This window comes from Methylobacterium planeticum (assembly GCF_008806345.1).
Taxonomy (GTDB): domain Bacteria; phylum Pseudomonadota; class Alphaproteobacteria; order Rhizobiales; family Beijerinckiaceae; genus Methylobacterium; species Methylobacterium planeticum.
Window position 1 is genome coordinate 64156 of record NZ_VZZJ01000002.1, and the last position, 24049, is coordinate 88204.

Sequence of the window (24049 nt, forward strand, 5' to 3'; positions counted from 1 at the left end):
GGGGCTGCGCGATCCGCGATCGACCACGCCCTCGGGACGGAGAGGCCTGGATGGGACGGGTTCACGGCGCCGGCTGCCGCTCGCGGCGGCCCTGCCTGCGCTCCCGGGGCGGCGTCTCGCCCGCCGCGGCCCTGTCGGCCCCCGATTTGTCGCCCGAAGCCTTGTCGCCAGAAGCCTTGTCGCCAGAAGCTTTTTCATCGGCCGCCCTGTCGCCAGTCGGGGATTCGGGCGGGGCGGCGGGGCCGCCGGTGATGCGCACGCCGGCGCCGTCGCGCAGGCGGTCGGTGCCGTCGGTCACGACCCGGTCGCCGACCTTGAGGCCCTCGGTGACGGCGGTGCGGGTGCCGTCGGTCTCCCCGACCTTGATCGGGCGCACCGCGACCTTCTCGTCCCCGTCCATCAGGTAGACGTAGGTGCCCGGCGTGCCGCGCAGGATCGCGGCCGTCGGGACCACGGGGGCGTTGCGCACCGTGTCGACGGTGAGCTTGGCGTTGACGAACTGGTTCGGGAACAGCGCCTCGTCGTCGTTCTGGAAGATCGCGCGCAGCTTCACGGTGCCGGTCGTCGTGTCGATCTGGTTGTCGACGGTGTCGAGCACCCCGGTGCCGATCTCGTTGGCGTCGCCCCGGTCGTAGGCGCGCACCACCAGCTTCGCCCCCGCCCGCACCTGCCGCATCACCCGGGAGACGTCGTCCTCCGGCAGGGTGAACAGCACCGAGATCGGGTGGAGCTGCGTCACCACCACGATGCTGGTCGAGGCGGCCGTGATGTAGTTGCCGAGGTCCACCTGCCGCAGGCCGACCCGGCCGTCGACCGGCGAGGTGATGCGGGTATAGGCGACGTTGAGCTTCTGCTGGTCGACGAGGGCCTGGTCGGCCGCGACCGTGCCCTCGTTCTGCTTCACGAGGGCTCCTTGGGTGTCGACGTTCTGCTTCGAGATCGAGTCCTGCTGCACGAGGCGCTGGAAGCGGGCGAGGTCGAGCTTCGAGTTCTGCAGGAGCGCCTGGTCGCGGGCGAGCTGGCCCTGGTACTGCGCCAGCAGCGCCTCGTAGGGCCGCGGGTCGATCTGGGCGAGGAAGTCGCCCTTCTTGACCATCTGGCCCTCGCGGTAGCCGATCTCCGTGAGGTAGCCGCTGATCTGCGAGCGGATCGTCACGGTGGCGAGGGGCGTGACCGTGCCGAGCCCCTGGAGCACCACCGGGATGTCTCCCGCGACCACGCTCGCGATGCCGACGGCCTGGGCCGGCTCGCCGCCGCCGCCATGCCGCCCGCCCCGCCCGGCGCCGCGGCCCTTGGCGGCGCCCGGCTCACCCGCGACCTGGGTCTTCGAGGCGTCGTACCAGCGGTGCCCGATCGCCCCCGCCCCCATCAGGAGAAGGAGCACGAGGAGCCAGCGGCCGATGCGGCTGCGCCGGCGCGTCGTGCGGGCCGGCGGCGATTCCACCGGGATCTCGCGCGCCGTCTCCGTCCGGATGGGTGAGCTCTCGTTCATACCTGCTTAACCTGAGCGCCTGCCGGCGAGCGATCCCGAAGGTCTGCGGATGCCCCGCGGCGGCCCGTCCTGCATCGTCGCCCGTATCCGCCCTGCACCGGGACCGGAGGCCGGTTGTCCGTCGAGACCGCCTTCCGATCAGACGTCGTGCGCATTTCGTTCTGTACAAGATTCCTAGGAGAATCGCGCGTGCGGCATCTTCGTGGAGACGCCCCGGCGCAGGATTGCCCAGGGTCCGCTCCATGCCCGCGCAATACGTTCTCAGTACGGCACCGACGTTTCCAAGGTGTTGCTGCCGCCAGGGCGATACCGTCAGGGGCGCTCGAGCGAGCGGTAGAAACGCACCACATCGCGAAAAGGCTCATCCACCGGCGCGACCGGCATGGTGAGCCGCAGGGCCACCCCGAGGGCGCCGATGGCGAGGGCGAGGGCGAGGCAGGTTCGCATGAGGCGCGCAGCGGAATCGTTCGGCGAGGGGCCCGTTGTAGCGGCCGGGGGGCGAGGTGCACACGCGAAAAGGGCCGCCAACGAATTGGCGGCCCTCTCCACGACCGGAACGGCACTTCACTGGGATCGAACGAGGGGGCGGAGTTCCATCCAGGCGAAGGCCGTACCAGCCGTGTGTCGGAAACCTATCTCACGAGTGATGAATGTCAACATTCGTCACTCGGTCCGAGCCGCGCCGGGATCGGCGACGTGCGCTTGCGCACGCTTCGCCGGGCGGAGCGATCGTGATACTGCCCGCCCGCAGGCGTCTCCACGGAGGGCGCCACGACCGCACAAGTTTCGGACATCACGGCAGAATTTCTCGCATGAACCCGGTCTTCGCCGATCTGCCGACCTCGGTCTTCGAGGTGATGTCGCGCCTCGCCCGAGAGACCGGGGCGATCAATCTCGGCCAGGGTTTCCCCGACGATCCGGGCCCCGCCGACATCCGTGCCCGGGGCGCCGAGGCCCTGCGCGACGGATACAACCAGTACCCGCCGATGATGGGCTTGCCGGCCCTGCGCCGGGCCATCGCGGCACATTACGCCCACCATCAGGGCCTCGCCCTCGACCCCGAGACCGAGGTGATGGTGACCTCGGGCGCCACCGAGGCGCTCGCCGGCGCGCTGCTCGCCCTGATCGAGCCCGGCGACGAGGTGGTGCTGTTCGAGCCGCTCTACGACGCCTACCTGCCGCTGGTGCGCCGGGCCGGCGGCGTCCCCCGCATCGTCACCCTGCGCCCGCCCGCCTTCCGCCTCGACGCGCAGGCCCTGGCCGAGGCCTTCTCGGCGCGCACCCGGGTCGTCCTCCTCAACAATCCCCTGAACCCCAGCGCCACCCTGTTCTGCGACGAGGACCTCGCGCTGTTGGCGGGGTTCTGCCAGCGCTTCGACGTGGTGGCGGTCTGCGACGAAGTCTGGGAGCACGTCGTCTTCGACGGCCGCCGGCACCGGCCCCTGATCAGCCTGCCGGGCATGCGCGGGCGCACGGTGAAGATCGGCTCGGCCGGCAAGATCTTCAGCCTGACGGGCTGGAAGGTCGGCTTCGTGATGGCGGAGGCGCCCCTGATGCGCGTCCTCGCCAAGGCGCACCAGTACATCACCTTCACGACGCCCCCGAACCTGCAGGAGGCCGTGGCCTACGGGCTCGCCAAGGCGGACGCGTACTTCACCGGGATGCGCCGGGATTTCGCCCGTTCCCGCGACCGGCTCGCGGAGGGCCTGCGCGCCCTCGGGGTGCCGGTGCTGCCCTCGCAGGCCACCTACTTCCTCAACATCGACATCGCGGATCTCGGCTTCCCGGACGACGTCGCGTTCTGCGAGACCCTGGTGCGCCGCCACGGGGTCGCGGCGATCCCCGTGAGCGCGTTCTACGCGCGGAGCCCGATCCGCACCCTGGTGCGCCTGTGCTTCGCCAAGGGCGATGCCACCCTCGACGCGGCCCTGGAGCGGATGTCGACGCTGCCCCGGAGGTCCGCATGAGGGAGACTCGCACGCGGGAGGCCCGGATGAGGCCGCCCGCGCGCGTCCCGGGCCTTCGCGGGCGAGACCTCGCTCACGCGCATGGTCCTGACCTCGACCCTGATCTCGACCCTGATCTTGGCCCTGATCTTGGCCCTGATCTTGACCGCAAACTTCGCCGCCCGCCAGGCAAGCCGAGCCTTGCCGAGACCGGGGGCTGGGGCCACATCCTTCCCCATGACCGCTTTCGAGTCCTTCCGCGCCGCGCCCCGGGATCCCGCGATGGCCTTCAGGCCGGCGGGCGGGGCCAACCCGGCCTTTCCCTTCGCCGACATGAGCCGCGAGGCGAGCCTCGCGCGCCTCGAGAAGCTGGCCCACCTCCTGGATTCGGCCTTCCTGATCCCGGGCACCAACCGCCGCGTCGGCATCGACGCGGTGCTCGGCCTCGTGCCGATCGTCGGCGACTTCGCCGGCATGCTGATGTCGTCCTACATCGTCTACGAGGCCAAGCGCCTCGGCGTGCCGCGCTGGCTCCTCGCCCGCATGGCCCTGAACGTCGCCTTCGACGGGATGGTGGGCGTGGTGCCCCTCGCGGGCGACCTGTTCGACGCGGCCTTCAAGGCGAACCGGCGCAACGTGCGCCTGCTGCGCCGCCATCTGGAGCGCACCGGCGGCTTGCGTCCGAACGAGATCGAGGGCACGGCATTCCGCATCGACGGATGAGCGCGTGGCCGAGGACCGGGGGGCGGAGACGATGAACGAGGTCGCCCGCCCCGGGGAGGCCGAGGCCGTCTCGGCGCCGATGCCGGGCGCCCAGCCGATCGTGCTGGCGCCCGCGACCCGGCGCGGCCTCTCGCCCCTGAACCGGCGCCGGCTCGCCAATTTCCGGCGCAACCGCCTCGGCTTCTGGTCCTTCGCGATCTTCGTCGGGCTGTTCGGCCTCAGCCTGTTCGCCGAGGTCATCGCCAACGACAAGCCGATCATCGCCTCCTACAAGGGCGAGATCCTGTTCCCGGTCCTGATCGACTACCCGGACGAGAAGTTCGGCGGCTTCCTGGCGCGCACGGATTACCGCTCGGAGGAGACCCGCCGGGAGATCGCCGAGAACGGATGGGCGATCTGGCCGCCGATCCCCTATTCCTACGACACCATCCTGACCGGGCTGCCGACGCCCTCCCCCTCCCCGCCGACCTGGCTGCTCGACGACGCACAGTGCCGGCCCGTCGCCGAGAGGCGAGGGGGTACGGGCTGCCGCGACATCGAGTGGCACTGGCTCGGCACCGACAACACCACCCGCGACGTCCTCGCCCGCGTCATCTACGGCTTCCGGATCTCGGTGCTGTTCGGGCTGATCCTGGCGCTGATCTCCTCGGTGATCGGCGTCGTCGCGGGTGCGGTGCAGGGGTACTTCGGCGGCTGGGTCGACCTCGCGTTCCAGCGCTTCATCGAGGTCTGGAGCGGCATCCCGACCCTCTACCTCATCATCATCATCTCGGCCTTCATCGCGCCGGGCTTCTTCGTGCTGCTCGGCATCCTGCTGCTGTTCTCCTGGGTGGCGCTCGTCGGCGTGGTGCGGGCGGAATTCCTGCGCGCGCGCAATTTCGAGTACGTGCGGGCGGCGCGTGCCCTCGGCCTCTCGAACATCCGCATCATGGCGGTGCACCTCCTGCCGAACGCCATGGTGGCGACCCTGACCTTCCTGCCCTTCATCCTGAACGGCTCGATCACGACGCTGACCTCGCTCGACTTCCTCGGCTTCGGCCTGCCGCCCGGCTCGCCCTCGCTCGGCGAGCTGCTCGCCCAGGGCAAGGACAACATCCAGGCTCCCTGGCTCGGGCTGACGGGCTTCGCCGTCGTCGCCACGATGCTGAGCCTGCTGATCTTCGCGGGCGAGGCGGTGCGGGACGCCTTCGACCCGCGCAAGACCTTCCGGTAGGCCGCCCCGGCGCGAGATGGCGCGCGGGAACGGGTGGAGGGAGATACCGGCCACGCCGCTCGGCGGCGTGGCCGGGCGGCCGGGGCCGGACGAGCCGCGTGGTCGGGCCGCCCTGGCTCCCCTCCTCGACGCTCGGCGCCGACCTCCTACTTGCCGCTGGCGCCGCCGCCCGCGGAGTTCGATTGCGGCTTGTTGTTCTGCTCGGCGTTGCCGGCAGCGCCGGAGGAGCTGTGCGGGTCGCGGCCCTGGGCCAGAACGGGTGTTGCGAGAAGCAGTGCGATCGCACCGGCAGCAGCGAACAGCTTCATGGGAGCTTTCCTCGGAATGGCCCAGCTCGCTCAGGTCGAGCGAGACTGATGATGGGCGTGTGGACACAACCACTAATCGAATTGATGGGTTGCTTCCCAACATCGCGCAAAAAATTCACAGCCGAATGCTGCGGCCCTGCGACCCGATACCTGCCCCGAACAAATCGGGACGGAACTGTTATTTCGAGAAACCAGCATCTCTTGCCGAGGCCGAACACCGAGGCATCGTGATGATCACTACGATTTCATTTGAAATTTTTCTGTTCAACCCGAATCCGTATTGAAGGAACGAAGACATTCTCGGCGGGCCGATCATGGGTCTGCGCAATCCCTCTATCGGATTCCCCGAGCGAATGCTGTGTGGTCCTGATCCTCAACAGGCTAGCCGGGATGACGGCCCGGATCGATCAATGTCGCGGCCCTCAGTGGCGGAGCCGTGGAGCCATCTGGGCACTAATGTCAGAGCGTTGAAGTGGCAAAACCGTACAATGAGCAACATTTTTCTGAATTTCCATGAGGATTTGCTTATTGTTTATAGGAATTCAGAACAGGTCGTCCGGGCGGTTGGCGAGAATTTCAACGATCAATCCTGCCTTGCATTTGTATCTTAACAGCTTCCTGCTTGCATTCCTTGGATAGTGTCATAACTTCCCGCCAGAGGGGACGTCAGGTAAGGGATCATGAAAATGTCGGACGGTGAACAAACACAGCACGACACGCATATCGAACGCACCGTCGATGTCGTCTCGGCCTATGTTGCGAACAATTCAATTCCGACAGCCGATCTGCCGGCCCTGATCACCAGCGTCCACGAGGCTCTGCATGGACTTGCTGCGGGCACGGCCCGCCCGGAATCGGATGCGGTCGAGAAGCCCACGCCGGCGCAGGTCCGCAAGTCGATCCGTCCGGATGGACTGGTGAGCTTTATCGACGGCAAGTCGTACAAGACCCTCAAGCGCCACCTGACGAAGCATGGCCTCGATCCGCACAGCTACCGCGAGCGTTTCGGTCTGCCGGCCGACTACCCGACCACCTCCGCCAACTACTCGGCCCAGCGCTCCGCCCTCGCCAAGAGCCTCGGACTCGGCCAGCCCGGCCGCAGCGCCGCGGAGGTCGAGGAGCCGGCCGAGGCCCCCGAGGCCCCGAAGGAGACGGGCGGGCGCCGCCGGGGGGCGGCCGCGGGCACGACCGGCAAGGGGCGCGGGAGCCGCAAGACGGCCGCGGCCGCCTGAGCGAGGCCAGGTTCGGCCGTCGGCGCGGCGTCGCGCCCGCAAGGCGGCTGCCATCGACGGCGCGGTGATCCGAGGGCGCGCGGCGAACGCGGTCCCCGCACCGGGCCCGGAGCCCGGCCGCCCGCCTAGATCGGCGACGGGCGTCGGCCGAGGAGCCAGTCCCTGGCCCGCATCAGCAGGGCCGGACGCACCCGGGCCACGTCGTCTCCGTCGAGGAGCGGAGAGGCGGAGAGGGCGGCAAGGTAGGCCTCCTCCGCATCGCGGCAGGTGCGCAGGGCCGCGTCGGCGGCGGGCATGCGGCCAGAGAGGGAGGCCTGGAGGCCGAAGCTGCGATGCAGGCAGCCCCGCCAGGCGCCGTGCAGCTCCGCGACCGCGCCCGCGAAGGCCGGCACGGGACCGAGGCCGGGCAGCGTGCCGGCGACGATTGCGGCGGCCAGAACCAGGGGACGGATCGTCATGCGCGGGCGGCTCCGGAAGCGCCGCATCCTCGCGCCCGCACGCTGAATTTTCCCCTAACCGCGCCCCGTCCGGCTCGTCCCGGATCGGGAACGCTCAGCGGTTGGCCGTCGTCACGGGGGAGAGGCTGCGGCCGAGGGAGACCCAGGCGACGCTGTCCTGGCTCTCGCGCTTGATGAAGGTGTAGCCGGTGCGCCGCCAGGGCAGGATCGTATTGGTCTTGTTGTCGAGGATCATGTCGCCCCGGTCGGTGATCAGGGTGAGGACCGCGTGGCCCTCGCCCTTCTCGTCGATCACCACGGTCATCCGCATGGCGCGCCGGGGCAAGCCGGCCTCGGCCAGGAGATGGCGCTTCAGGAGCTGGAAGTCCTCGCAATCGCCGATGCCGTCCTCGGCGAGGTCCCAGCGGTCCGGCACGTGGAGGTGGTCCATGTCGGTCATGGCCTGCACGGCCTTGTTCACCCGCTTGTTCACCGCCACGACGGTGTTCCAGATGGCGGGCGTCAGGGTGATGCTCGCGGGCTCGTTGCGGTCGACCGCGCATTCGGCGGCATAGGCCTGGCAGAAGGCCACCCAGGCCGAGATCGGCTTGGCCTCGCCGGAGGCGGTGGCGGCGCTCGGCACGCTCGGAAGGGCCGCGAAGGTCTGGGCACCGGCGGGGGCGGCGAGCAGGCCCGCCGCGACGGCGAGCCCGGCGACGACCTTGCGCAGAGCGGACCTTCTGCCCGACACCGCATCCCGCCCCTTGGAAATCGCGAACCGCATCGCCGTGGCCCAACCCGTTAAGCTTTCGTTAACGAAGCTCTCACGCCCGGGCTCCCACCGCAATCGGGGTGATTCAGATTGGGTTAACGCTGTGCGCAACTGCCCCGGTTATCCCGAGCCCGGCGACCGGGGGCCGCAGACGCGGCAAGGCCCCGGCCCGGAGAAGGCCCGGCCCCCAGCGACGATTTCGGATCTCGGATGGGTGAGCGGGCGCGGCGGCGCGGTCAGGCGCGCGCGCGGCGGAGGCGCACCGGATCGCGGGCCTCAGCCCGCATGCGTGTTGTGGATCTGGTCGAAGTCGAGGAGCGCCGTCTCGATCACGATCTGCGTGCGGCTGATGACCTCGAGCTTGCGCAGGATCTCGGAGACGTGGGCCTTCACGGTCGAGTCGCCGACCTGCAATTCGTGCGCGATCTGCTTGTTGAGCTTGCCCTGGCGGATCATCATCAGCACCCGCAATTGCTGCGGGGTCAGGCGCGCGACCCGCTCGGCGAGAGAGGATTTCTTGGAGGCCGCCGGACCCGGATGCGCCAGTTCCGGCGGGATCGCGAGGGCGCCGCTGAGCACGTCCGCGATGGCGCGGGTCAGGGTGGTCTTGTCGACGGCCTTGGGCACGTAGCCGGCCGCGCCGTGGTGCAGGGCCTCGCGCATGATGCGCGGATCTTCATGGCCCGAGACGATCAGGATCGGCACGCGGGGAAAGCGGGTGCGGATCGTCACGAGGCCGTCGAAGCCGCTGACGCCCTGCATCGAGAGGTCGAGGAGGGTGAGGTCGATGCCGCGATGGGCGGCGAGGATCCGGCAGGCGCCCTCGATGCCGTCGGCCTCGTGCAGGGTCGCGTCCGGATAGGTCAGCCGGATGGTGCTGGCGAGCGCGTCGCGGAACAGCGGATGGTCATCGACGATCAAGAGCTGCATGGCCGCCCCTCCCGCGGCGTCCTCGGCCCCCGCGCCCGGCATCACGGCGTCCTGCCCGGTGGAGCTTCGGTCCAACACAACACTCCTGCGGCGCGCAAACACTCGTGCGGGTTCGACCGGCGCGGACGCGTCGATCGAGGGGCCGGCGGCCTCGGAACGCGAGCGGGTGTTGAGAAAACCGCCCGCGTTCCGGGACCTTAGCATATCCGCCGCCGGAGGGCTGCCCCGGCGGCGAACTGCTATCGCGCGATCGAGCCCCGCCTCAGCGCGAGGCCAGGGTCTTCGGCAGCTTGAAGGCCCAGAAGCTGCCGCCCTGGTTGATGCCGGCGGTGGATTTGGCCACCTCGCCGCCCCAGAGCGGCACCGCGCCGCCCCAGCCGGCCGCGACGCCGACCCATTGCTCGCCGTCCTGCTCCCAGGTGATCGGCGAGGCGACCACGCCGGTGCCGACCTGGAACTTCCAGACCTCCTCGCCGGTCTTGGCGTCGAAGGCCTTGAGGAAGCCCTCGGGCGTGCCCGTGAAGACGAGGTTGCCCGCGGTGGTCAGCACGCCGGCCCAGAGCGGAGCCTTGTTCTTGTACTCCCACACGGTCTTGCCGGAGGCCGGGTCGATCGCCTTGAGCGAGCCGATATGGTCCTCGAAGATCGGCTTGATGGTGAAGCCGGCACCCAGATAGGCCGCGCCCTTCTTGTAGTTCACGGGCTCGTTCCAGATGTCCATGCCCCACTCGTTCGAGGGAACGTAGAACAGCTTGGTGTCCGGGCTGTAGGCCATCGGCATCCAGTTCTTGGCGCCCAGGAAGCCCGGCACCGCGAATACGCTCTTGCCCTTCTTGCCGTCCTCGGACTTCGACGGATCGCCGGGGCGGAAGGCGTCGTCGTAGATCGGCCGGCCCTTGTCGTCGATGCCCTTGGCCCAGTTGATCTGGCTCACGAACGGCGTGGCCGAGACGAACGCCCCGTTCGTCCGGTCGAGCACGTAGAAGAAGCCGTTGCGGTCGGCGGTGGCGCCGGCCTTGATGGCCTTGCCGCCCTTGTTCAGCTCGAACGGGATGAACTCGTTGACGCCGTCATAGTCCCAGCCGTCATGCGGGGTGGTCTGGTAGCCCCAGACGATCTCGCCGTTCTCCGGGTTGAGCGCGATGCGCGAGGCCGACCACTTGTTGTCGCCCGGGCGCAGGGCCGAGTTCCACGGCCCCGGATTGCCCGTGCCGAAGTAGATCAGGTTGGTCTCCGGGTCGTAGGTGCCGCCGAGCCAGGTGGCGCCGCCGCCGAACTTCCACATGTCGCCGGGCCAGGTCTCGTTGACCTTGCCGGTCATGGTCGAGGGCTTGCCGTTGAGCGTGCCGACATGGCCCTCGATCACCGGGCGCTGCCAGACGATCTCGCCCGTGTCGGCGTCGCGCGCCTCGACCCGGCCGACGACGCCGAACTCGCCGCCCGACACGCCGGTGATGATCTTGCCCTTCACGATGATCGGCGCGGCGGTGTAGCTGTAGCCGGCCTTGAAGTCGTCGATGTCCTTCTTCCACACGACCTTGCCGGTCTTCTGGTCGAGGGCGACGAGCTTGGCGTCGAGGGTGCCGAAGATGACCTTGTCCTTGTAGAGCGCGGCGCCGCGGTTGACGACGTCGCAGCAGGGCAGGATGCCCTCGGGCAGGCGGGCGTTGTACTCCCAGAGCTTCTCGCCGGTGCGGGAGTTGATGGCGTAGAGGCGCGAGTAGGAGCCGGTGACGTAGAGGACGCCGTCCTTGACCAGCGCCTGGCTCTCCTGGCCGCGCTGCTTCTCGCCGCCGAAGGAGAACGAGTAGGCCGGCACCAGGCCCTTGATGGTGTCGCGGTTGAGGGTCTTGAGCGGGCTGTAGCGCTGGGCCTGCGGACCGAGGCCGTAGGTGACGACGTCGTTCGTGGTCTTGGCGTCGTTGAGGATGTCCTGCTCGCTCACGCCCTCCGCCAGGGCGGGCATCGCGGTCGCGCCGGCGAGGAGCGCCGTCGCCCCCGCCGCCGACAGGAACCGATGTCTCAGTCTCATGGCATGTCCTCCGTCATGGTCGTGCGGCCCGATTCTTCGGCGCCGTCAGGGCTTGGTCCCTCGATTCGAAGGCGCCCCTTGAGACCAGCGTAGGGCGAAGCGCAACGATGTCTTATTGGCCTTTGGTCGAAGTTCTTCGGTTTTTCTAAGAAAATCTGCGGCCTCGGTACTGCGTTCGACGCCGGACATCTCGCAGATGCAGCAACGATCGGGGTGATCGACTGGTCGATCCGGCGTCTCGACCCGTCTCGATCGAGCGGAAACGCGCCATCGTCCCTCGAAACCGGTCGCCCGGCCGCGGAACTGGGTCGGTGCAGCGCCCTGGCCCGGTGCCGGCGGCGCGATCCGGCTACCCCGGCCCGAGCCGCCTCAGTAGCCCTTCGGGGCCGTGAAGCTGACGCCGTAGGCCGCGCAGATGGCCGACAGCCGCCCCTCCGCGATCAGGGCCGTGATGGCGTCGCCGACCGCGTAGGCGAGATCGCGGGAATCGGTGCGCACCGCGCCCCCGATCTCCCAGCGGGTCTTGACCAGGCCCGGGACCGCGACCTCGACGACCGGATTCGCCTCGGGCGCGGCCCCCCCCGCCTTGAGGGCGGCCTCGAGATTGGCGCGGGTGCCGGCCAGGATCGTGGTCTCTCCGGCGAGATAGGCCCTGGCCGCCTCGTCGAAGGCGCGGAAATGCTTGAGGTTCTGCCGGTAGCGGCCGCCCTCTGCGGTGAGCAGCATCAGGTCGGAAGCGCTCGCGCCCTCCACGGCGACCGCCTGGCCCTCGATGTCCTTGAGGGCGTCGAAGCCCTCGAGCTTGCCCTTCCGGTAGGCGAAGGCGAGGTGCTGATCGAAATAGGGGCTCGTGAGGAAGATCTGCTCGTTGCGGGTCGCGAGTTCCCGGTCGTGGGGCACGTGCAGCATCAGGTCCGCGAGGCTGGAGCCGGCGAGGTCGCCCTTCCAGAGATTGAGGCGGAAATCGCCGTCGACGTTCTCCCCCGCATCGACGATGCGCAGGTCGAGCTTGACCCCGAGCTTCTCGGCGACGGCGCGGGCCAGATCGACGTCGATGCCGCGCGGCCGGCCCGCCTCCTCGCTCGAGAACGGGGCGTTGTCGCCGTAGAGCGCCACCCGGACGGTCCCGGAGGCCACGACTTCGTCGAGGGGCCGAGCCTGGGCCGGCGCGGCCAGCAGCAGGCCGCAGGCGACGAGCCCGAGGTGGCGCCGGAGGAAGGCTCCGACATGTTCGATCGCCCGCATCGCGTCAGCCCATCCCCTCGGCGCCCTCAATCCTCGTGCTTGGATTCGATATAGCTGCGGATCGCCCAGAGGGCTTCCTGCGAGAGAGTCCCCTCGAAGGCCGGCATCTTGGTCATCCCGTTGATGATGGCGCCGTGGCGGACGCGCTCCTGGAACCAGGTGTCGCCCTCCTGGCCCTTGTCGAGGTAGCGCAGGTCCGGCGCGAGGCCGCCGGAGATCATCTGCAGGCCGTGGCAGCGGGCGCAGTTCTGATTGTAGCCGGAATCACCGATCGCGATGGCCTTGGCGTTGCCCCGATAGGGGTTCTCGCCGCGCCAATCGTCGCCGAGCGCGTCGAGGCCGGTGGTGTCGACGGGCTGGGGCTGGACGTCGCCGTGGGCGCGCACGGCCTGCGCCGACAGCATGAGGCCGAGCGCGACGAGCGCGCTCCCCGCCAGCATGGGGAGCTTCGACATACCGTTTCCTCCTGATCTTGCGGGGACGGTATCAAGCGGGTCGGCCCAAACCCATTGTGCTTTGGTACACTGTACTTTGGTACGGAGCGGTCGGATCGAAAGGAAGTGCACCTTCGTCCAATACCGGCGCGCCCCGATTTCACCCTATCGTCGCCGCAACGACAGGCCACAGGGTGGAAGCGAGAACGGCCGCGATGCGGGCTGAGAGAGAGCGTCGACACGGCCCGGCCGGGCGGCACGCCGCCCCGGCCCGTCTCGCTGCGCTCGGCGCCGGCCTCCTCGGACTCGCGCTCCTCGGCGACACCGCGGCGGCGGACCCCGCCCCGCCCGTCGCGATCCACTACCTCGAACGCCGCATCGAGCGGCCGACGCCCCTCAACAACGAGGATCCGATCCCCGGCGACGAGGGGGCCCGGGGAGCCGGGCTCGGGCTGAAGGATTCGAACGCGACCGGCCGGTTCGTCTCCCTGAGCTTCACCCTCGCCAGCAAGGTGGTGGAGCCCGGCGAGGATCTGGCGGCGGCCTTCCGGGCGCTCGGACAGCCGCGTTTCCTCGTCGTCAACGCGCCGGCCGAGGACGTGCTGGCGCTCGCCGACCTGCCGGAGGCGCGCGACACCCTCTTCCTCAATGTCGGCGCCCCCGACACCCGCCTGCGCGACGCGGATTGCCGGGCCAGGCTCCTCCACGTCCTGCCCTCGCGGGCGATGCTGGCCGACGCCCTCGTGCAGCTTCTGGCGTTCAAGCGCTGGACCCGGATCCTCCTCATCTCGGGGCCCGAGCCGGGGGACGCGCTCTACGCCGAGGCCCTGCGCCGCAGCGCCAAGAAATTCGGCGCCCGGATCGTCGCGGAGGCCCGCTTCGACGTGCACGGCGCCGACATCCGCGACACGGCCTTGCGCGAGTTCGCCCTGGTCACCCGGGGCCCCGAGCACGACGTCGTGGCGGTGGCCGACGAACAGAACGGCTTCGGCACGAACCTCGTCTACAACACAGCCTCGCCCCGGCCCGTCGTCGGCACGCAGGGGCTCACCCCCGCCGCCTGGGGCCGGCCGGTCGAGGCCTGGGCGGCGGTGCAGCTCCAGGGCCGCTTCACCAAGCTCGCCGGCCGGCCCATGCGCCCGATCGATTACGCCGGCTGGCTCGCCGTCCACGCCATCGGCGAGGCGGCGGTGCAGCTGAGGTCGGGCGACCCGACGGCGATCCAGGCCCTGATGCGCTCGCCGCGCTTCGAGGTCGGCGGCTTCAAGGGGCGCCCCCTGAGCTTCCGGCCCTGGAACGGGCAGCTGCGCCAGCCCGTCTTCCTGCTCTGGCCGGGGGCCGTGGTGGCGAGCGCGCCGCTGGAGGGCTTCCTCCACCACCGCACCGACCTCGACACCCTCGGCCTCGACGCGCCCGAGAGCGCCTGCCGGGCTTTCACGGGAGGGGCCGGATGATCCGCTCACGCACAGGACGCGGCAAGGTCCCGATGACGCTGTCCCCTCTCCCATTCCTCCCGGGTCTGGCCCTGGCCCTCGGGCTCGCAGCCGGCGCGGCGCGGGCCGAGGAGATCTTCGTCACGAACGAGCGCGACAACAGCGTCTCGGTGATCGACACCGCGACCTTCGAGGTCGTCCGCACCTTCCCGGTCGGGCGGCGCCCGCGCGGCATCGTGTTCTCGCGCGACGGGCGCCAACTCTTCGTCTGCGCGAGCGATTCCGACGCCGTGCAGGTGATCGACCCGGAGACGGGGCGGCTCCTGCACAACCTGCCCTCCGGCGAGGACCCGGAGCAGTTCGCCCTGGCCCCCGACAACCGCACCCTGTTCATCGCCAACGAGGAGAACGCGACCACGACCGTGGTCGATGCCGAGACCCGCAAGGTGCTCGCCCAGATCGATGTCGGCATCGAGCCCGAGGGCATGGCGGTGAGCCCGGACGGCCGGATCGCGGTGACGACCTCCGAGACCACCAACATGGTCCACTGGATCGACGTGCCCTCCCTCAAGGCGGTGGATGCCACGCCGGTCGGCCAGCGCCCGCGCCACGCCGAGTTCACCCGGGACGGGACCAAGCTCTGGGTCTCCTCGGAGATCGGCGGCACGGTGGCGGTGATCGACGTCGCCACCCGCAAGGTCGCCGAGACCATCGGGTTCGAGATCAAGGGCATCGCGGGCGACCGGATCCAGCCGGTGGGCATCACCCTGACCCGGGACGGGCGCTTCGCCTTCGTGGCGCTCGGCCCCTCCGACCGCGTCGCGGTGATCGATGCCCGGACCTACAAGGTGCTGAACTACATCCTGGTCGGGCGCCGGGTCTGGCATCTCGCCTTCACGTCGGACGAGAGCCGGCTCCTGACCACGAACGGGGTCTCGGGCGACGTCACCGTCATCGACGTGGCGGCCGCCAAGGCGCTCAAGAGCATCAAGGTCGGCCGCTTCCCCTGGGGCGCCGCCGTGCGCCCGAGCGCGGCGCACCGCTCCGCCGGCGCCGAGCCGTGAGGCGCAATCCGGCGCCGATCGTCCCCCGGGACCAAGCGTCGCTTCCGGGCGAGCCCGGAGCCCGACAGGCGCGCGGCGGGCATGCGATCCGGGACCGCCGGCGGCGCAGGATCCTGCCGCATCGGCGGCCCCGGCCGGGCGGAGGTGCCGCCGCGGGGCATCCGCGGGCCGGCAGGGCGCTGGGCCTCCTCGCCCTGCTCTGGGTTCCTCTGCTCTGGATCCCCCTGCTCTGGGTCCTGCCCGCCGCCGCCGGCAGCCTCGATCGGGCAGGCCTGGAGAAGCTCTTCCCCGCGCCCCTCGTCGTCGGCGAGAAGGACGAGGCGGCGCCGGTCTGGCCGATCCTGAAGCAGGAGGCCGGGTCCTACGAGGTCTTCGCCTACGCCTTCGAGTCGATCGATCTCGCGCCGATCCCGGGCTTCGGCGGCACGCCGCCCGACCTGCTGATCGCGCTCGCGCCCGACGGGAGCTTTCGCGACGTGCGGGTGATCGCCCACCACGAGCCCGTCTTCCTCGAGGGCCTCGGCGAGGCGCCGCTCTTCGCCTTCGTGGAGCAGTATGTCGGCCTCTCGGCCCGCCGCGCGATCCGGGTCGGACGGCCGAACGCGCGGGCGGGCGGGGCCGCACCCCAGGCGGTGGTGGACGGCGTCTCGATGGCGACCGCCTCGACGCGGGTGATCAACGAATCGATCCTGGCCGCCTCCCTGGCGGTCGCCCGCCGGAAGCTCGGCTTCGGGGCGGCGGCCCAGGTCGGCCTGAAGGTCGAGGCGAAGCCCGACCTGTTCGAGCCCCTGAGCTACCGCCAACTCCTCGAGCGCGACTACGTGAAGCGCTTCACGGTGACGAACGCGGAGGCGGAGGCCGCTTTCAAGGGCACCTCCGTGGAGGGATCCTCGGAAGGGCCGCCGGAGGCGGTCCTCAGCGACCTCGTCATCGCCTACCTCAACGCTCCCTCGATCGGCCGGAACCTCCTCGGCGAGGTGCGCCACGCCGCCCTGATGCGCGAGCTCGGCCCCGGCGACCACGCCGTCATGGTGGTGAGCGCCGGCCCCCTCAATCCGCTCGGCGACGACTTCGTGCTCGGCTCGGTCCCGGATCGCCTCTCGATCCAGCAGGAGGGCCTGACGATCAACGCTCGCGACATGGCGATCGAGCGCCGGGGCGCCGGCATGGAGGGCCTGCCCTCGGGCCCCTGGACCATCCTGCGGATCGGCAGCCAGGCGGGGTTCGATCCGGGCGCCCCCTGGATCCTCACCGAGAAGATCGTGCGGGAGCGGGGCCAGATCCTGGTCGAGCGCATCGCCCAGGAGATCTCGGCACCCTACGCCCTGCCGGCGGCGCTGTTCACCCGCGAGACGCCGGATGCGGGCCCGAGCTGGATCGAATCCTGGCGGGCGCGGGGCGTCGAGCTCGGGCTGATCGCCGCCTCCCTCGGCCTCCTCGTGCCGGTGCTGGCGCGTCAGCGCGGCCTCGTCTCCGACCAGCGCCGCTTCACTCCGTTCCGCCTCGCCTTCCTGGCCTTCACGCTCCTGTTCATCGGCTGGTACGCGCAGGCGCAGCTCTCGGTCTTGACCCTCGTGGGCCTCGTGCGCGCCGCGGCGGCGACGCATGACCTCAGCTTCCTCCTCTACGATCCGCCCTCGCTCCTGCTCTGGGGATTCGTGCTGGCGACCCTGGTGATCTGGGGGCGCGGCACCTTCTGCGGCTGGCTCTGCCCCTTCGGCGCCCTGCAGGAACTCGCCGCCTGGGCGGCAGGGCCCCTGCGCATCCGCCAGATCACCGTGCCGCCGCGGCTCGACCGGGGGCTGCGCCTCGTGAAATACGCCGTGCTCGCCGGGATCCTCGGGGCGGCGGCCCTCGCCTCCCCGCTCGCCGACAGCCTGTCGGAGGCCGAGCCCTTCAAGACCGCGATCACCCTCTCCTTCGTGAGATCGAGCCCCTTCGTTCTCTACGCGGCCGGGCTGATCGTCCTCAACCTCTTCGTCTACAAGGGATTCTGTCGCTACCTCTGTCCCCTCGGGGCCGGCCTCGCGCTCGCCGGGCACCTGCGCATCCTCGACTGGATCCCGCGGCGGGCCGAGTGCGGCTCGCCGTGCCAGCTCTGCAAGGTCCGCTGCCGCTACGGCGCCATCGCGCCCTCGGGGGCGGTCGATTACGCCGAGTGCTTCCAGTGCATGGATTGCGTCACGATCATCCACGACCCGCGCCAATGCGTGCCGCAGGTCGTGGCACGCAAGCGCGGCCGGAGGCTGACGCCGCGGCCGGTGGCGGCGGAATGATGGGGCCGCGCATGCCGATGCGGCGACGCAGATTGCTCCTCGGCACGGTGGGAGCCCTGGCGGCGGCGGCCGGTCTCGGCGGCAGCGCGGCGTTCCGCAGCCTCGCGGCGGGCCGCGGGCTCGCGACGCGGACCCGTGCCGGCCTCGCACTCGGCACCACCGTGGCGCTGACGCTCGCCGGGCGCGACGAGGCTGACCTCGAGGCCGCCCTCCGGGAGGGGTTCCGGGCGATCCGCGCCGTCGAGGCCGCCGCGAGCCTGTTCCGGACGGACAGCGCGCTGGCGCGCCTCAACCGCGACGGGATCCTGCGCGCGCCCGATCCTCTCCTGGTGACGCAGTTGCGCTTCGCCCTCGACCTCGCGGCGGCGAGCGGGGGCGCCTTCGACCCGACCGTGCAGCCCCTCTGGACCCTCTGGGCCGGACATGCCGCCCGGGGCGGGCGCCCGGCGGACGCGGCCTTGCGCGAGACCACCGCCAGTGTCGATTGGCGCCGCGTCCGGCTCGAGCCGGACGCGATCCGCCTCGAGCCCGGCATGGGCCTGACCCTCAACGGCCTCGTCCAGGGCTTCGCCGCAGACCGGGTGATGGCCGTCCTCGAGGCGCACGGCATCGCGGACGCCTTCGTCGATACGGGAGAGTTCGGCGCCCGCGGGCAGCATCCGGACGGCACGCCCTGGCGCCTCGGCCTCGCCGACCCGCGCGCGCCGCACGCGATCGCCGAGGTGCTCACGCCGTTCTCGGGCTTCGCCTCGACCTCCGGCGACTACGCCACGAGCTTCTCGCCGGACCATGCCGACCACCACATCTTCGACCCCGCCACCGGGCGCTCGCCGGCGGCCCTGTCCAGCGTCACCGTGACGGCCCCGACCGGCCTCCTCGCCGACGGCCTCTCGACGGCCGCGATGGTGCTCGGGCCGGCGGCGGGGCAGCGCCTCGTCTCGGATTATCCGGGCTGCGCGGCGCGGTTCACCCGGAAATCCTGAGCCTTCGGTGGGGCCGCGGAGCCCGTGCCGGGTCAGTAAATCCGCGCCGTCGAGGTCCGGTTGCGCGCAACTGCACCGCTCGACATAATCCCCGCATAAGAGAGCGGGCATCCAAGCCCAGCACATGACGGGAGTGGAACGTGGATCAGGGCACGCAGATGCGCGCGCATCTGTGCGGAATCAGGACGGCGTGGACCGGCGCGGCCGATGCCGCGCGGGCTGTTTCCGAGATCGCGGACGCGATCGGCGGGGCCGAGATCGCGCAGCTCGTCGTGTTCTTCTCCCCCGATTACGAGCCCGCCGCCCTCAACCGCGCGCTCAAGGCGCATTTCCCCGGCGCGGCGACGGCCGGCTGCACCATGTCGGGCGGCTTCTCCCCCGCGGGCGGCCTCGACCGGGGGCTCGTCGTCATCGGCTTCCCGGCCAAGGGCTTCCGCATCGTCTCGACGGTCCTCGACGCCATCGGGCATCTCGACGTCGAGCGCACGGCCTCCGCCGTCCGGTCGCTGCGCCGCACGCTCGAGCCGCACGGCCCGGACGACCGGCGGGAGCGGCGCTTCGCCCTCTCGCTGATCGACGGCCTCACGGATGCGGAGGAGACGGTGGTCTCGGCCATCGCCTGGGCGCTCGACGGGATCCCCCTCGTCGGCGGCTCGGCCGGGGACGACCTCACCTTCCGGGACACGGTGCTGCTGCACGATGGGGCGATCCACCGGGACGCCGCGGTGCTGCTCCTCGTCGAGACCGATTTCCCGGTCCAGATCTTCAAGAGCGACAATTTCGAGCCGACGAGCACGAAGTTCGTGGTCACGGCCTCCGACAACGAGGGCCGCGTCGTCCACGAGCTGAACGCCGAGCCGGCCGCCCGCGAGTACGCCATGGCGGTCGGGCTCGATCCCGAGGGCCTCTCGCCGATGAGCTTTGCCGCCTACCCGCTCGCGGTGAAGATCGGCGGCGAGTATTTCTGCCGCTCGATCCGGCGGATGAACCCGGACGGCTCGCTCAGCTTCTTCTGCGCCGTCGACGAGGGCGTCGTGCTGACGCTGGCTCAGCCCTGCGACATCGTCGCGGCGACGCGCGCCGAGCTGTCCCGCCTCGACGAGGCCCTCGGCGGCCTCGACCTCGTGATCGGCTTCGAGTGCGTGCTGCGCCGGCTCGATGCCGAGAGCCGTCAGGTCCGCCACGGCATCGCGGAACTCTACCGGCGCTACAACGTGGTCGGCTTCGAGACCTACGGCGAGCAGTACCGGGCGATGCATCTCAACCAGACTTTCACGGGCATCGCGATCGGCCGGGTGCCGGCGCCCGCCGGCCTCGCCTGACCGGCACCCGCGCATGCTCGCCACCCCCGATTCCCTCGAGCGGCGCATCGAGAAGCTGGAGCGCATCAACGCCGCGCTGATGGCCCATGTCGAGCGCAACATGGACCAGCAGGGCGGCGCCTACTCGCTGTTCCAGACCGCCATCACCCTGGAGGGCCGCGTCCGCAGCCGCACCGAGGAGCTGACCGGGCTGATGCACCGGCTCGAGCGCTCGAACGCGGCGCTCGCCACCGCCAAGGAGGAGGCCGAGACCGCCAACCGCTCGAAGACCCGCTTCCTCGCGGCCGCGAGCCACGACCTGCTTCAGCCCCTCAACGCCGCCCGCCTCTCGGTCTCGGCGCTGGCCGACCTGCCCCTCGGGCCCGAGGCCGCCACGATCGCGAACCAGGTCGAGCGCGGACTGCAGACCATTGAGGACCTGATCAAGACCCTCCTCGACATCTCGAAGCTCGATGCCGGGATCGTCCGGCCGGAGGTGAAGCCCGTCTGCCTGCGCGACCTCTTCGCGACGATCGCGGGCAGTTTCAAGCCGTTCGCCGCGCGCAAGGGCCTGCGCCTGCGGGTGCGCGGGCCGGACCTCGTGGTGATGAGCGACGTGGCGCTGCTCCAGCGGATCCTGCAGAACCTCGTCTCGAACGCGATCCGCTACACCGAGAGCGGCGGCGTGCTCCTCGCCGCGCGGCGGCGGGGGGAGGGCTGCCGGATCGACGTGGTGGATTCCGGCCGGGGCATCGGCGACGGCGAGCGCGACCTCGTCTTCGAGGAGTTCTACCGCGGCGGGGCGGGGCGGGGATCGCCGGAGGAGCCCGGCCTCGGGCTCGGCCTCTCGATCGTGCGGCGCATGGCGCAGGCCCTCGACCACCCGCTGACCCTGGCCTCGCGCCCGGGCCACGGCACCCGCATCTCCCTCGCGCTGGCTTTGGGCTCGGCCCAGGCCGAGCCGCCCGCCCACGCGATGCCGGTGGCGACCCGGCTGACGGGCGCCCGCATCCTCATCGTCGAGAACGACCAGGCCACCGCCGACGCCCTGAAGCGGCTCCTGCAGAACTGGGACGCGCAGGTCTCGGCCTATCGCGATCTCGCGGGCGTCGCCGCGGGGGTGGCCGCGGGCAGCGTCGCCCCGGACCTCCTCATCCTCGACTACCATCTCGACGACGGGGCCTGCGGCCTCGACGTCGCCGCCTACCTGCGCAACCTGACCCAGGCCGCCCTGCCGGTGATCGTCACCACGGCCGACTATGCCTCCGAGATCGAGGGCCGCGTCGCCGGGATCGGGGCGGAGCTGATGCACAAGCCGATCAAGCCGGCGCAGCTGCGCTCCCTCCTCACCTACATGCTGGCCTGACGCCCCCGTCAGCGGCGGCCGCCGAAGCCGCCCGGGCCGCCGCCCGGTGTCCCGAGGCCGCCGCCGGGCGCCCCGAGGCCGCCGCCGGGCGCCCCGAAGCCGCCGGGACCGCCCGGACCCGGGCCGCCGAATCCCCCCGGACCGGCGCCCGGACCTCCTCCACCCGGCCCACCGCCGGGACCCGGGCCTCCCCCGCCCCCGAAGCCGCCGGGCCGGTCGCCCGGCGAGGGCCGGGTGTCGATCTCGAGGCCGCGCGGAGACGGGCCGCCGCCCGGGCCGTTCGGGCCGGTGCCGGGCAGGCCGTGGCGCAGGTCGAGCCGGTCCGGCGCCCGGTCGAAGCGGCCGGGCCCGTCCGGCGCGCGCTCCGGGCCGCGCTCGAAGCCACCCGGCGGACGGCGGTCGTCGATGCGCAGCTGCTCGACCGTCAGGCGCCCGTCGCGGGCGACGTCCGTGGTCAGCACGGCCCGCACGCTGCCGCGGCGGGGCACGTCGGCGCTGGCCCCGCCCGCGACGCCGATGCCCGAGCCGAGGGCGAGCCGGTCGCCGTTGCGGCCGATATAGGCCTCGATCGAGACCCGCCGCAGGCCCGGTACGAACAGCGCCCCGGCCTCCGTCGCGTTCGCGACCCGCAGGCCGCCCGCCGCCGGCTCGCCGGTCACGAGGGCGCGGCTTCCGACGAGGGCGGCCTCCATCCCCTCCAAGCGCAGCCCCCCGATCATCGCCGCGCCGTCCGGGCCCCGCCGGACCGGGCCCGCAACCTGCGCGGGGCCGGTGGCGCGGGACTCGATCAGGCTGGCGACGACGACGCCGTCGGGCCGGCGCAGGCCGCTGACGGCGACCCGGTCACCCGCGGACCAGCGCCCCTTGAGCCCCGCGGTGGAGATCCGCTGCCCCAGCACGGTGAGGCCGCCCCGCGTCACCGCCTCGACGGGGCCGACCACCTCGCTGGTGACCTCGATGCGGCCCGTCGCGAGGCCGCGCCCGGCCTCGCGGGCGACGACCCGCACCACCTGGCCGATTCTGAGGTCGCCGGCCCGGGCGGGGGCGCCGTCGATGCGCACCGCGACGTCGGCCGGGTAGGCGATGCGCAGGTCGTTGACGATGATCGAGCCGAAGCGGCGGATCGTGCCGATCACCCCGGTGCCGCCGATGCCGCGGTCCCCCTCCCCGAGGGGGCCCTCGTTGCCGCCCTCCGGACGGGAGCCCCCCTCCGGGCGGGCGCCGGTGCCGCCGATGCCCTGGTCGCGGATCGGCGCGTCCGGCGCGGCGCGGCCGGTCCGGGGCAGCAGGGCGCCGCCGAGCCCGGCGAGCAGGCGCAGCAGGTCGCGACGGGACGGGGCGGGCGGACGCACGCGGCCATGTCTCACGCGGCGTCACCGGAGCCTTGGGGAGCCCGGCGCGGCGGCGCCTCCTCCGCGTAGACGTAGAGGCCGAAATTCCAGCGGTGGTCGCCGCCCGGATCGGTCGCGCAGGCGGCATGCGCCTCGCGGTTCGCCTGGGCCAGGGCCTCCATGGCGATCTCGCGGGCGCGCCGCTCGAGGTGCCGGGCGAGTTCGGCGGAGAGGCCGTCGTAATGCACGGCCCGCTCGAGGAAGCGGGGCGCCTCGCCCATGATGTTGGCGACGCTCGCGGCGATGTGGTCGTGGAGGTTGCGCCCGAAATAGTAGAGCTGCGGCTCGCCGCCGCCCTTCGGCACGTAGGCCGCCTCGGCCAGGACGATGCGGCCCTGCGGATCGAGCAGCGCGAGCCCGCGGTCGAGCCACTCGTCGAGGACGGCACGGGGGCGCAGGTCCCGGGTGACCCCGGAGACGAGGCTCTCGAAGGAGACCTCGCCGTCCTCGCCCGCCCGCGGCAGCGGCAGGGGCCGCCCCTGCCCGTCGGTGAAGTGCGGATCGGCGAGCCAGCGGGCGATGATCCGGCTCGTGCGCGAGACCACCGCCGGCACCGCGCTCACCGGCGCCCCCGCCCCGCGCAGGCGCCGGACCTCCTTGCGGTGGATGCCGGTGAGCAGGCTGACGCGGCTATCCGTCTGCTCCTTGCCGGGCAGGGCGAAATCGTACTCGGCCACGTTCACGTAGAGCTCGCGCAGGAGATTGATGAGCGCCGGGAAGGTGATGCCGCGGGCCACGAACAGCCGCACGAGCGGGCGCAAGAGGCGCGCCACCGGGGCATGCAGGCTTGCCCCCTCGGGGGACGTGTCGGGCATCTCGGACATCGGCGCACCATAGATCGCCGCCCGTGGGACACAATCCCACATCGTGTGCGAACGCACGCCGGATCACCGAAATCCGATTGACGTGGGAATTTTACACACGTATCTCTCAAGCGTGGTCAAATTTCCCACGGAACGACGTCGATGCCCGAGACGAAGCTCAACCTGTTCGCCCCTTCACTCCCGCCGATGCGCCTCGTCGACCCGCCGCGGCAAGTGTCGACGACGTCCGGTCTTGCCCCCCTTCGCCGCGGCCTGTTCTGCCTGGCCGCGCTCGCCCTGCCCGTCCTCGGCATGACCCTCGCGGACAAGGTCCACCGCGCGGGACCGGCCGGGGCGATGCAGGCCGCCGCCGGTTCGCTTGTCCCCTCGGGCGGATCGGCGGCGGCACATCCCACGGTCACCCGGCTCGCACGCGAGGCCGGCTCCACCGCCCTCCCGCCGGCCGGCCTCATCCTGAGGGCGAGCCTCCCGACCGACCCGTCCTCCCCGCGGTGATGCGCATGAACCCGGCCTCCCTCCCGAGCGCGGTGATGCGCCGCCCCGACGATTCCGATCCCTGCGGCGGCACGCGGATCCTCGATCTCGCGATCTGCCTGATCCTCGCCGTCACCATCGTCAGCCTGCTGATGCTGGCGCTGTGAGGCGGG

At 71.3% G+C, this 24049-nt stretch carries 23 protein-coding genes; 12 read left to right on the forward strand and 11 right to left on the reverse strand.

The genetic code is table 11. The features are described 5' to 3' along the window. Window positions 1-61 precede the first annotated feature (61 nt). Together F6X51_RS02200 and F6X51_RS28850 are read right to left on the reverse strand one after the other, a co-directional pair. Entirely contained in the window at window positions 62-1492 is a 1431-nt protein-coding gene (locus F6X51_RS02200) for an MdtA/MuxA family multidrug efflux RND transporter periplasmic adaptor subunit (RefSeq protein ID WP_150961585.1), read from the reverse strand. Window positions 1493-1804: 312 nt separating this feature from the next. After that, on the reverse strand, window positions 1805-1939 hold the full coding sequence (locus tag F6X51_RS28850) for a hypothetical protein (protein ID WP_281407616.1): 135 nt from the start codon (window positions 1937-1939) through the stop codon (window positions 1805-1807). A 365-nt stretch (window positions 1940-2304) separates the two neighbouring features. Between F6X51_RS28850 and F6X51_RS02205 the strand changes: the two genes are divergently transcribed. The 3 genes from F6X51_RS02205 (at window position 2305) to F6X51_RS02215 (ending at window position 5374) form a co-directional block, all read left to right on the forward strand. Then, window positions 2305-3459 (forward strand): aminotransferase, encoded by a 1155-nt coding sequence (locus F6X51_RS02205; protein ID WP_150961586.1) that lies wholly within the window; start codon window positions 2305-2307, stop codon window positions 3457-3459. A 261-nt stretch (window positions 3460-3720) separates the two neighbouring features. After that, entirely contained in the window at window positions 3721-4161 is a 441-nt protein-coding gene (locus F6X51_RS02210) for a DUF4112 domain-containing protein (protein ID WP_150961587.1), read from the forward strand. Between the two features lie 31 nt (window positions 4162-4192). Next, window positions 4193-5374, forward strand: a complete 1182-nt coding sequence (locus F6X51_RS02215; RefSeq protein WP_150961843.1) for an ABC transporter permease — start codon at window positions 4193-4195, stop codon at window positions 5372-5374. 146 nt (window positions 5375-5520) lie between these two features. Here the strand turns inward: F6X51_RS02215 and F6X51_RS27670 are convergent, their stop codons facing one another. Beyond that, entirely contained in the window at window positions 5521-5682 is a 162-nt protein-coding gene (locus F6X51_RS27670; protein ID WP_191969988.1) for a hypothetical protein, read from the reverse strand. A gap of 686 nt (window positions 5683-6368) precedes the next feature. On the opposite strand from F6X51_RS27670, the gene F6X51_RS02220 reads away from it, so the two are divergent. Next, window positions 6369-6914 (forward strand): MucR family transcriptional regulator, encoded by a 546-nt coding sequence (locus F6X51_RS02220; protein ID WP_150961588.1) that lies wholly within the window; start codon window positions 6369-6371, stop codon window positions 6912-6914. Between the two features lie 125 nt (window positions 6915-7039). Here the strand turns inward: F6X51_RS02220 and F6X51_RS02225 are convergent, their stop codons facing one another. From F6X51_RS02225 to pedF, 6 genes are all read right to left on the reverse strand, one after another. Next, window positions 7040-7372, reverse strand: coding sequence for a hypothetical protein (locus tag F6X51_RS02225; RefSeq protein ID WP_191969989.1), 333 nt, complete (start codon window positions 7370-7372; stop codon window positions 7040-7042). A gap of 94 nt (window positions 7373-7466) precedes the next feature. Then, complete coding sequence (locus F6X51_RS02230) at window positions 7467-8135, reverse strand: transglutaminase-like cysteine peptidase (protein ID WP_150961589.1); 669 nt, start codon at window positions 8133-8135, stop codon at window positions 7467-7469. Window positions 8136-8399: 264 nt separating this feature from the next. Continuing rightward, a complete protein-coding gene (locus F6X51_RS02235; protein WP_150961845.1) occupies window positions 8400-9053 on the reverse strand; it encodes a response regulator in 654 nt (217 codons plus the stop codon). A 262-nt stretch (window positions 9054-9315) separates the two neighbouring features. After that, entirely contained in the window at window positions 9316-11085 is a 1770-nt protein-coding gene (locus F6X51_RS02240; protein WP_150961590.1) for a PQQ-dependent methanol/ethanol family dehydrogenase, read from the reverse strand. Window positions 11086-11454: 369 nt separating this feature from the next. Next, on the reverse strand, window positions 11455-12330 hold the full coding sequence (locus tag F6X51_RS02245; RefSeq protein WP_150961591.1) for a substrate-binding periplasmic protein: 876 nt from the start codon (window positions 12328-12330) through the stop codon (window positions 11455-11457). A gap of 26 nt (window positions 12331-12356) precedes the next feature. Then, entirely contained in the window at window positions 12357-12785 is a 429-nt protein-coding gene (gene pedF, locus F6X51_RS02250) for a cytochrome c-550 PedF (RefSeq protein ID WP_246696573.1), read from the reverse strand. 194 nt (window positions 12786-12979) lie between these two features. Here pedF and F6X51_RS02255 point away from each other — a divergent pair, with 194 nt between their 5' ends. The 6 genes from F6X51_RS02255 (at window position 12980) to F6X51_RS02280 (ending at window position 21187) form a co-directional block, all read left to right on the forward strand. After that, the gene (locus F6X51_RS02255) at window positions 12980-14218 is read left to right on the forward strand and encodes an ABC transporter substrate-binding protein (protein WP_150961592.1); all 1239 of its coding nucleotides are present in this window, start codon (window positions 12980-12982) and stop codon (window positions 14216-14218) included. 32 nt (window positions 14219-14250) lie between these two features. Next, window positions 14251-15261 (forward strand): YVTN family beta-propeller repeat protein, encoded by a 1011-nt coding sequence (locus F6X51_RS02260; RefSeq protein ID WP_150961847.1) that lies wholly within the window; start codon window positions 14251-14253, stop codon window positions 15259-15261. Between the two features lie 113 nt (window positions 15262-15374). After that, window positions 15375-17537, forward strand: a complete 2163-nt coding sequence (locus tag F6X51_RS02265) for a 4Fe-4S binding protein (RefSeq protein ID WP_407658432.1) — start codon at window positions 15375-15377, stop codon at window positions 17535-17537. 11 nt (window positions 17538-17548) lie between these two features. Then, window positions 17549-18520 carry an FAD:protein FMN transferase gene (locus F6X51_RS02270; protein ID WP_150961593.1) on the forward strand — a complete coding sequence of 324 codons (972 nt, stop codon included), beginning with the start codon at window positions 17549-17551 and terminating at the stop codon, window positions 18518-18520. 140 nt (window positions 18521-18660) lie between these two features. Further along, window positions 18661-19842 (forward strand): FIST N-terminal domain-containing protein, encoded by a 1182-nt coding sequence (locus tag F6X51_RS02275; RefSeq protein ID WP_150961594.1) that lies wholly within the window; start codon window positions 18661-18663, stop codon window positions 19840-19842. Between the two features lie 13 nt (window positions 19843-19855). Continuing rightward, on the forward strand, window positions 19856-21187 hold the full coding sequence (locus F6X51_RS02280; RefSeq protein ID WP_150961595.1) for an ATP-binding response regulator: 1332 nt from the start codon (window positions 19856-19858) through the stop codon (window positions 21185-21187). A gap of 8 nt (window positions 21188-21195) precedes the next feature. Here F6X51_RS02280 and F6X51_RS02285 read toward each other — a convergent pair whose 3' ends face one another. Together F6X51_RS02285 and F6X51_RS02290 are read right to left on the reverse strand one after the other, a co-directional pair. After that, complete coding sequence (locus F6X51_RS02285; protein ID WP_150961596.1) at window positions 21196-22539, reverse strand: DUF5666 domain-containing protein; 1344 nt, start codon at window positions 22537-22539, stop codon at window positions 21196-21198. Window positions 22540-22550: 11 nt separating this feature from the next. Continuing rightward, the gene (locus F6X51_RS02290) at window positions 22551-23402 is read right to left on the reverse strand and encodes a DUF6502 family protein (RefSeq protein ID WP_150961597.1); all 852 of its coding nucleotides are present in this window, start codon (window positions 23400-23402) and stop codon (window positions 22551-22553) included. Between the two features lie 141 nt (window positions 23403-23543). Between F6X51_RS02290 and F6X51_RS02295 the strand changes: the two genes are divergently transcribed. Both F6X51_RS02295 and F6X51_RS27675 read left to right on the forward strand, forming a co-directional pair. Next, window positions 23544-23897 carry a hypothetical protein gene (locus F6X51_RS02295; protein WP_150961598.1) on the forward strand — a complete coding sequence of 118 codons (354 nt, stop codon included), beginning with the start codon at window positions 23544-23546 and terminating at the stop codon, window positions 23895-23897. A gap of 5 nt (window positions 23898-23902) precedes the next feature. Further along, entirely contained in the window at window positions 23903-24043 is a 141-nt protein-coding gene (locus F6X51_RS27675; RefSeq protein ID WP_191969990.1) for a hypothetical protein, read from the forward strand. Window positions 24044-24049: the final 6 nt, after the last annotated feature.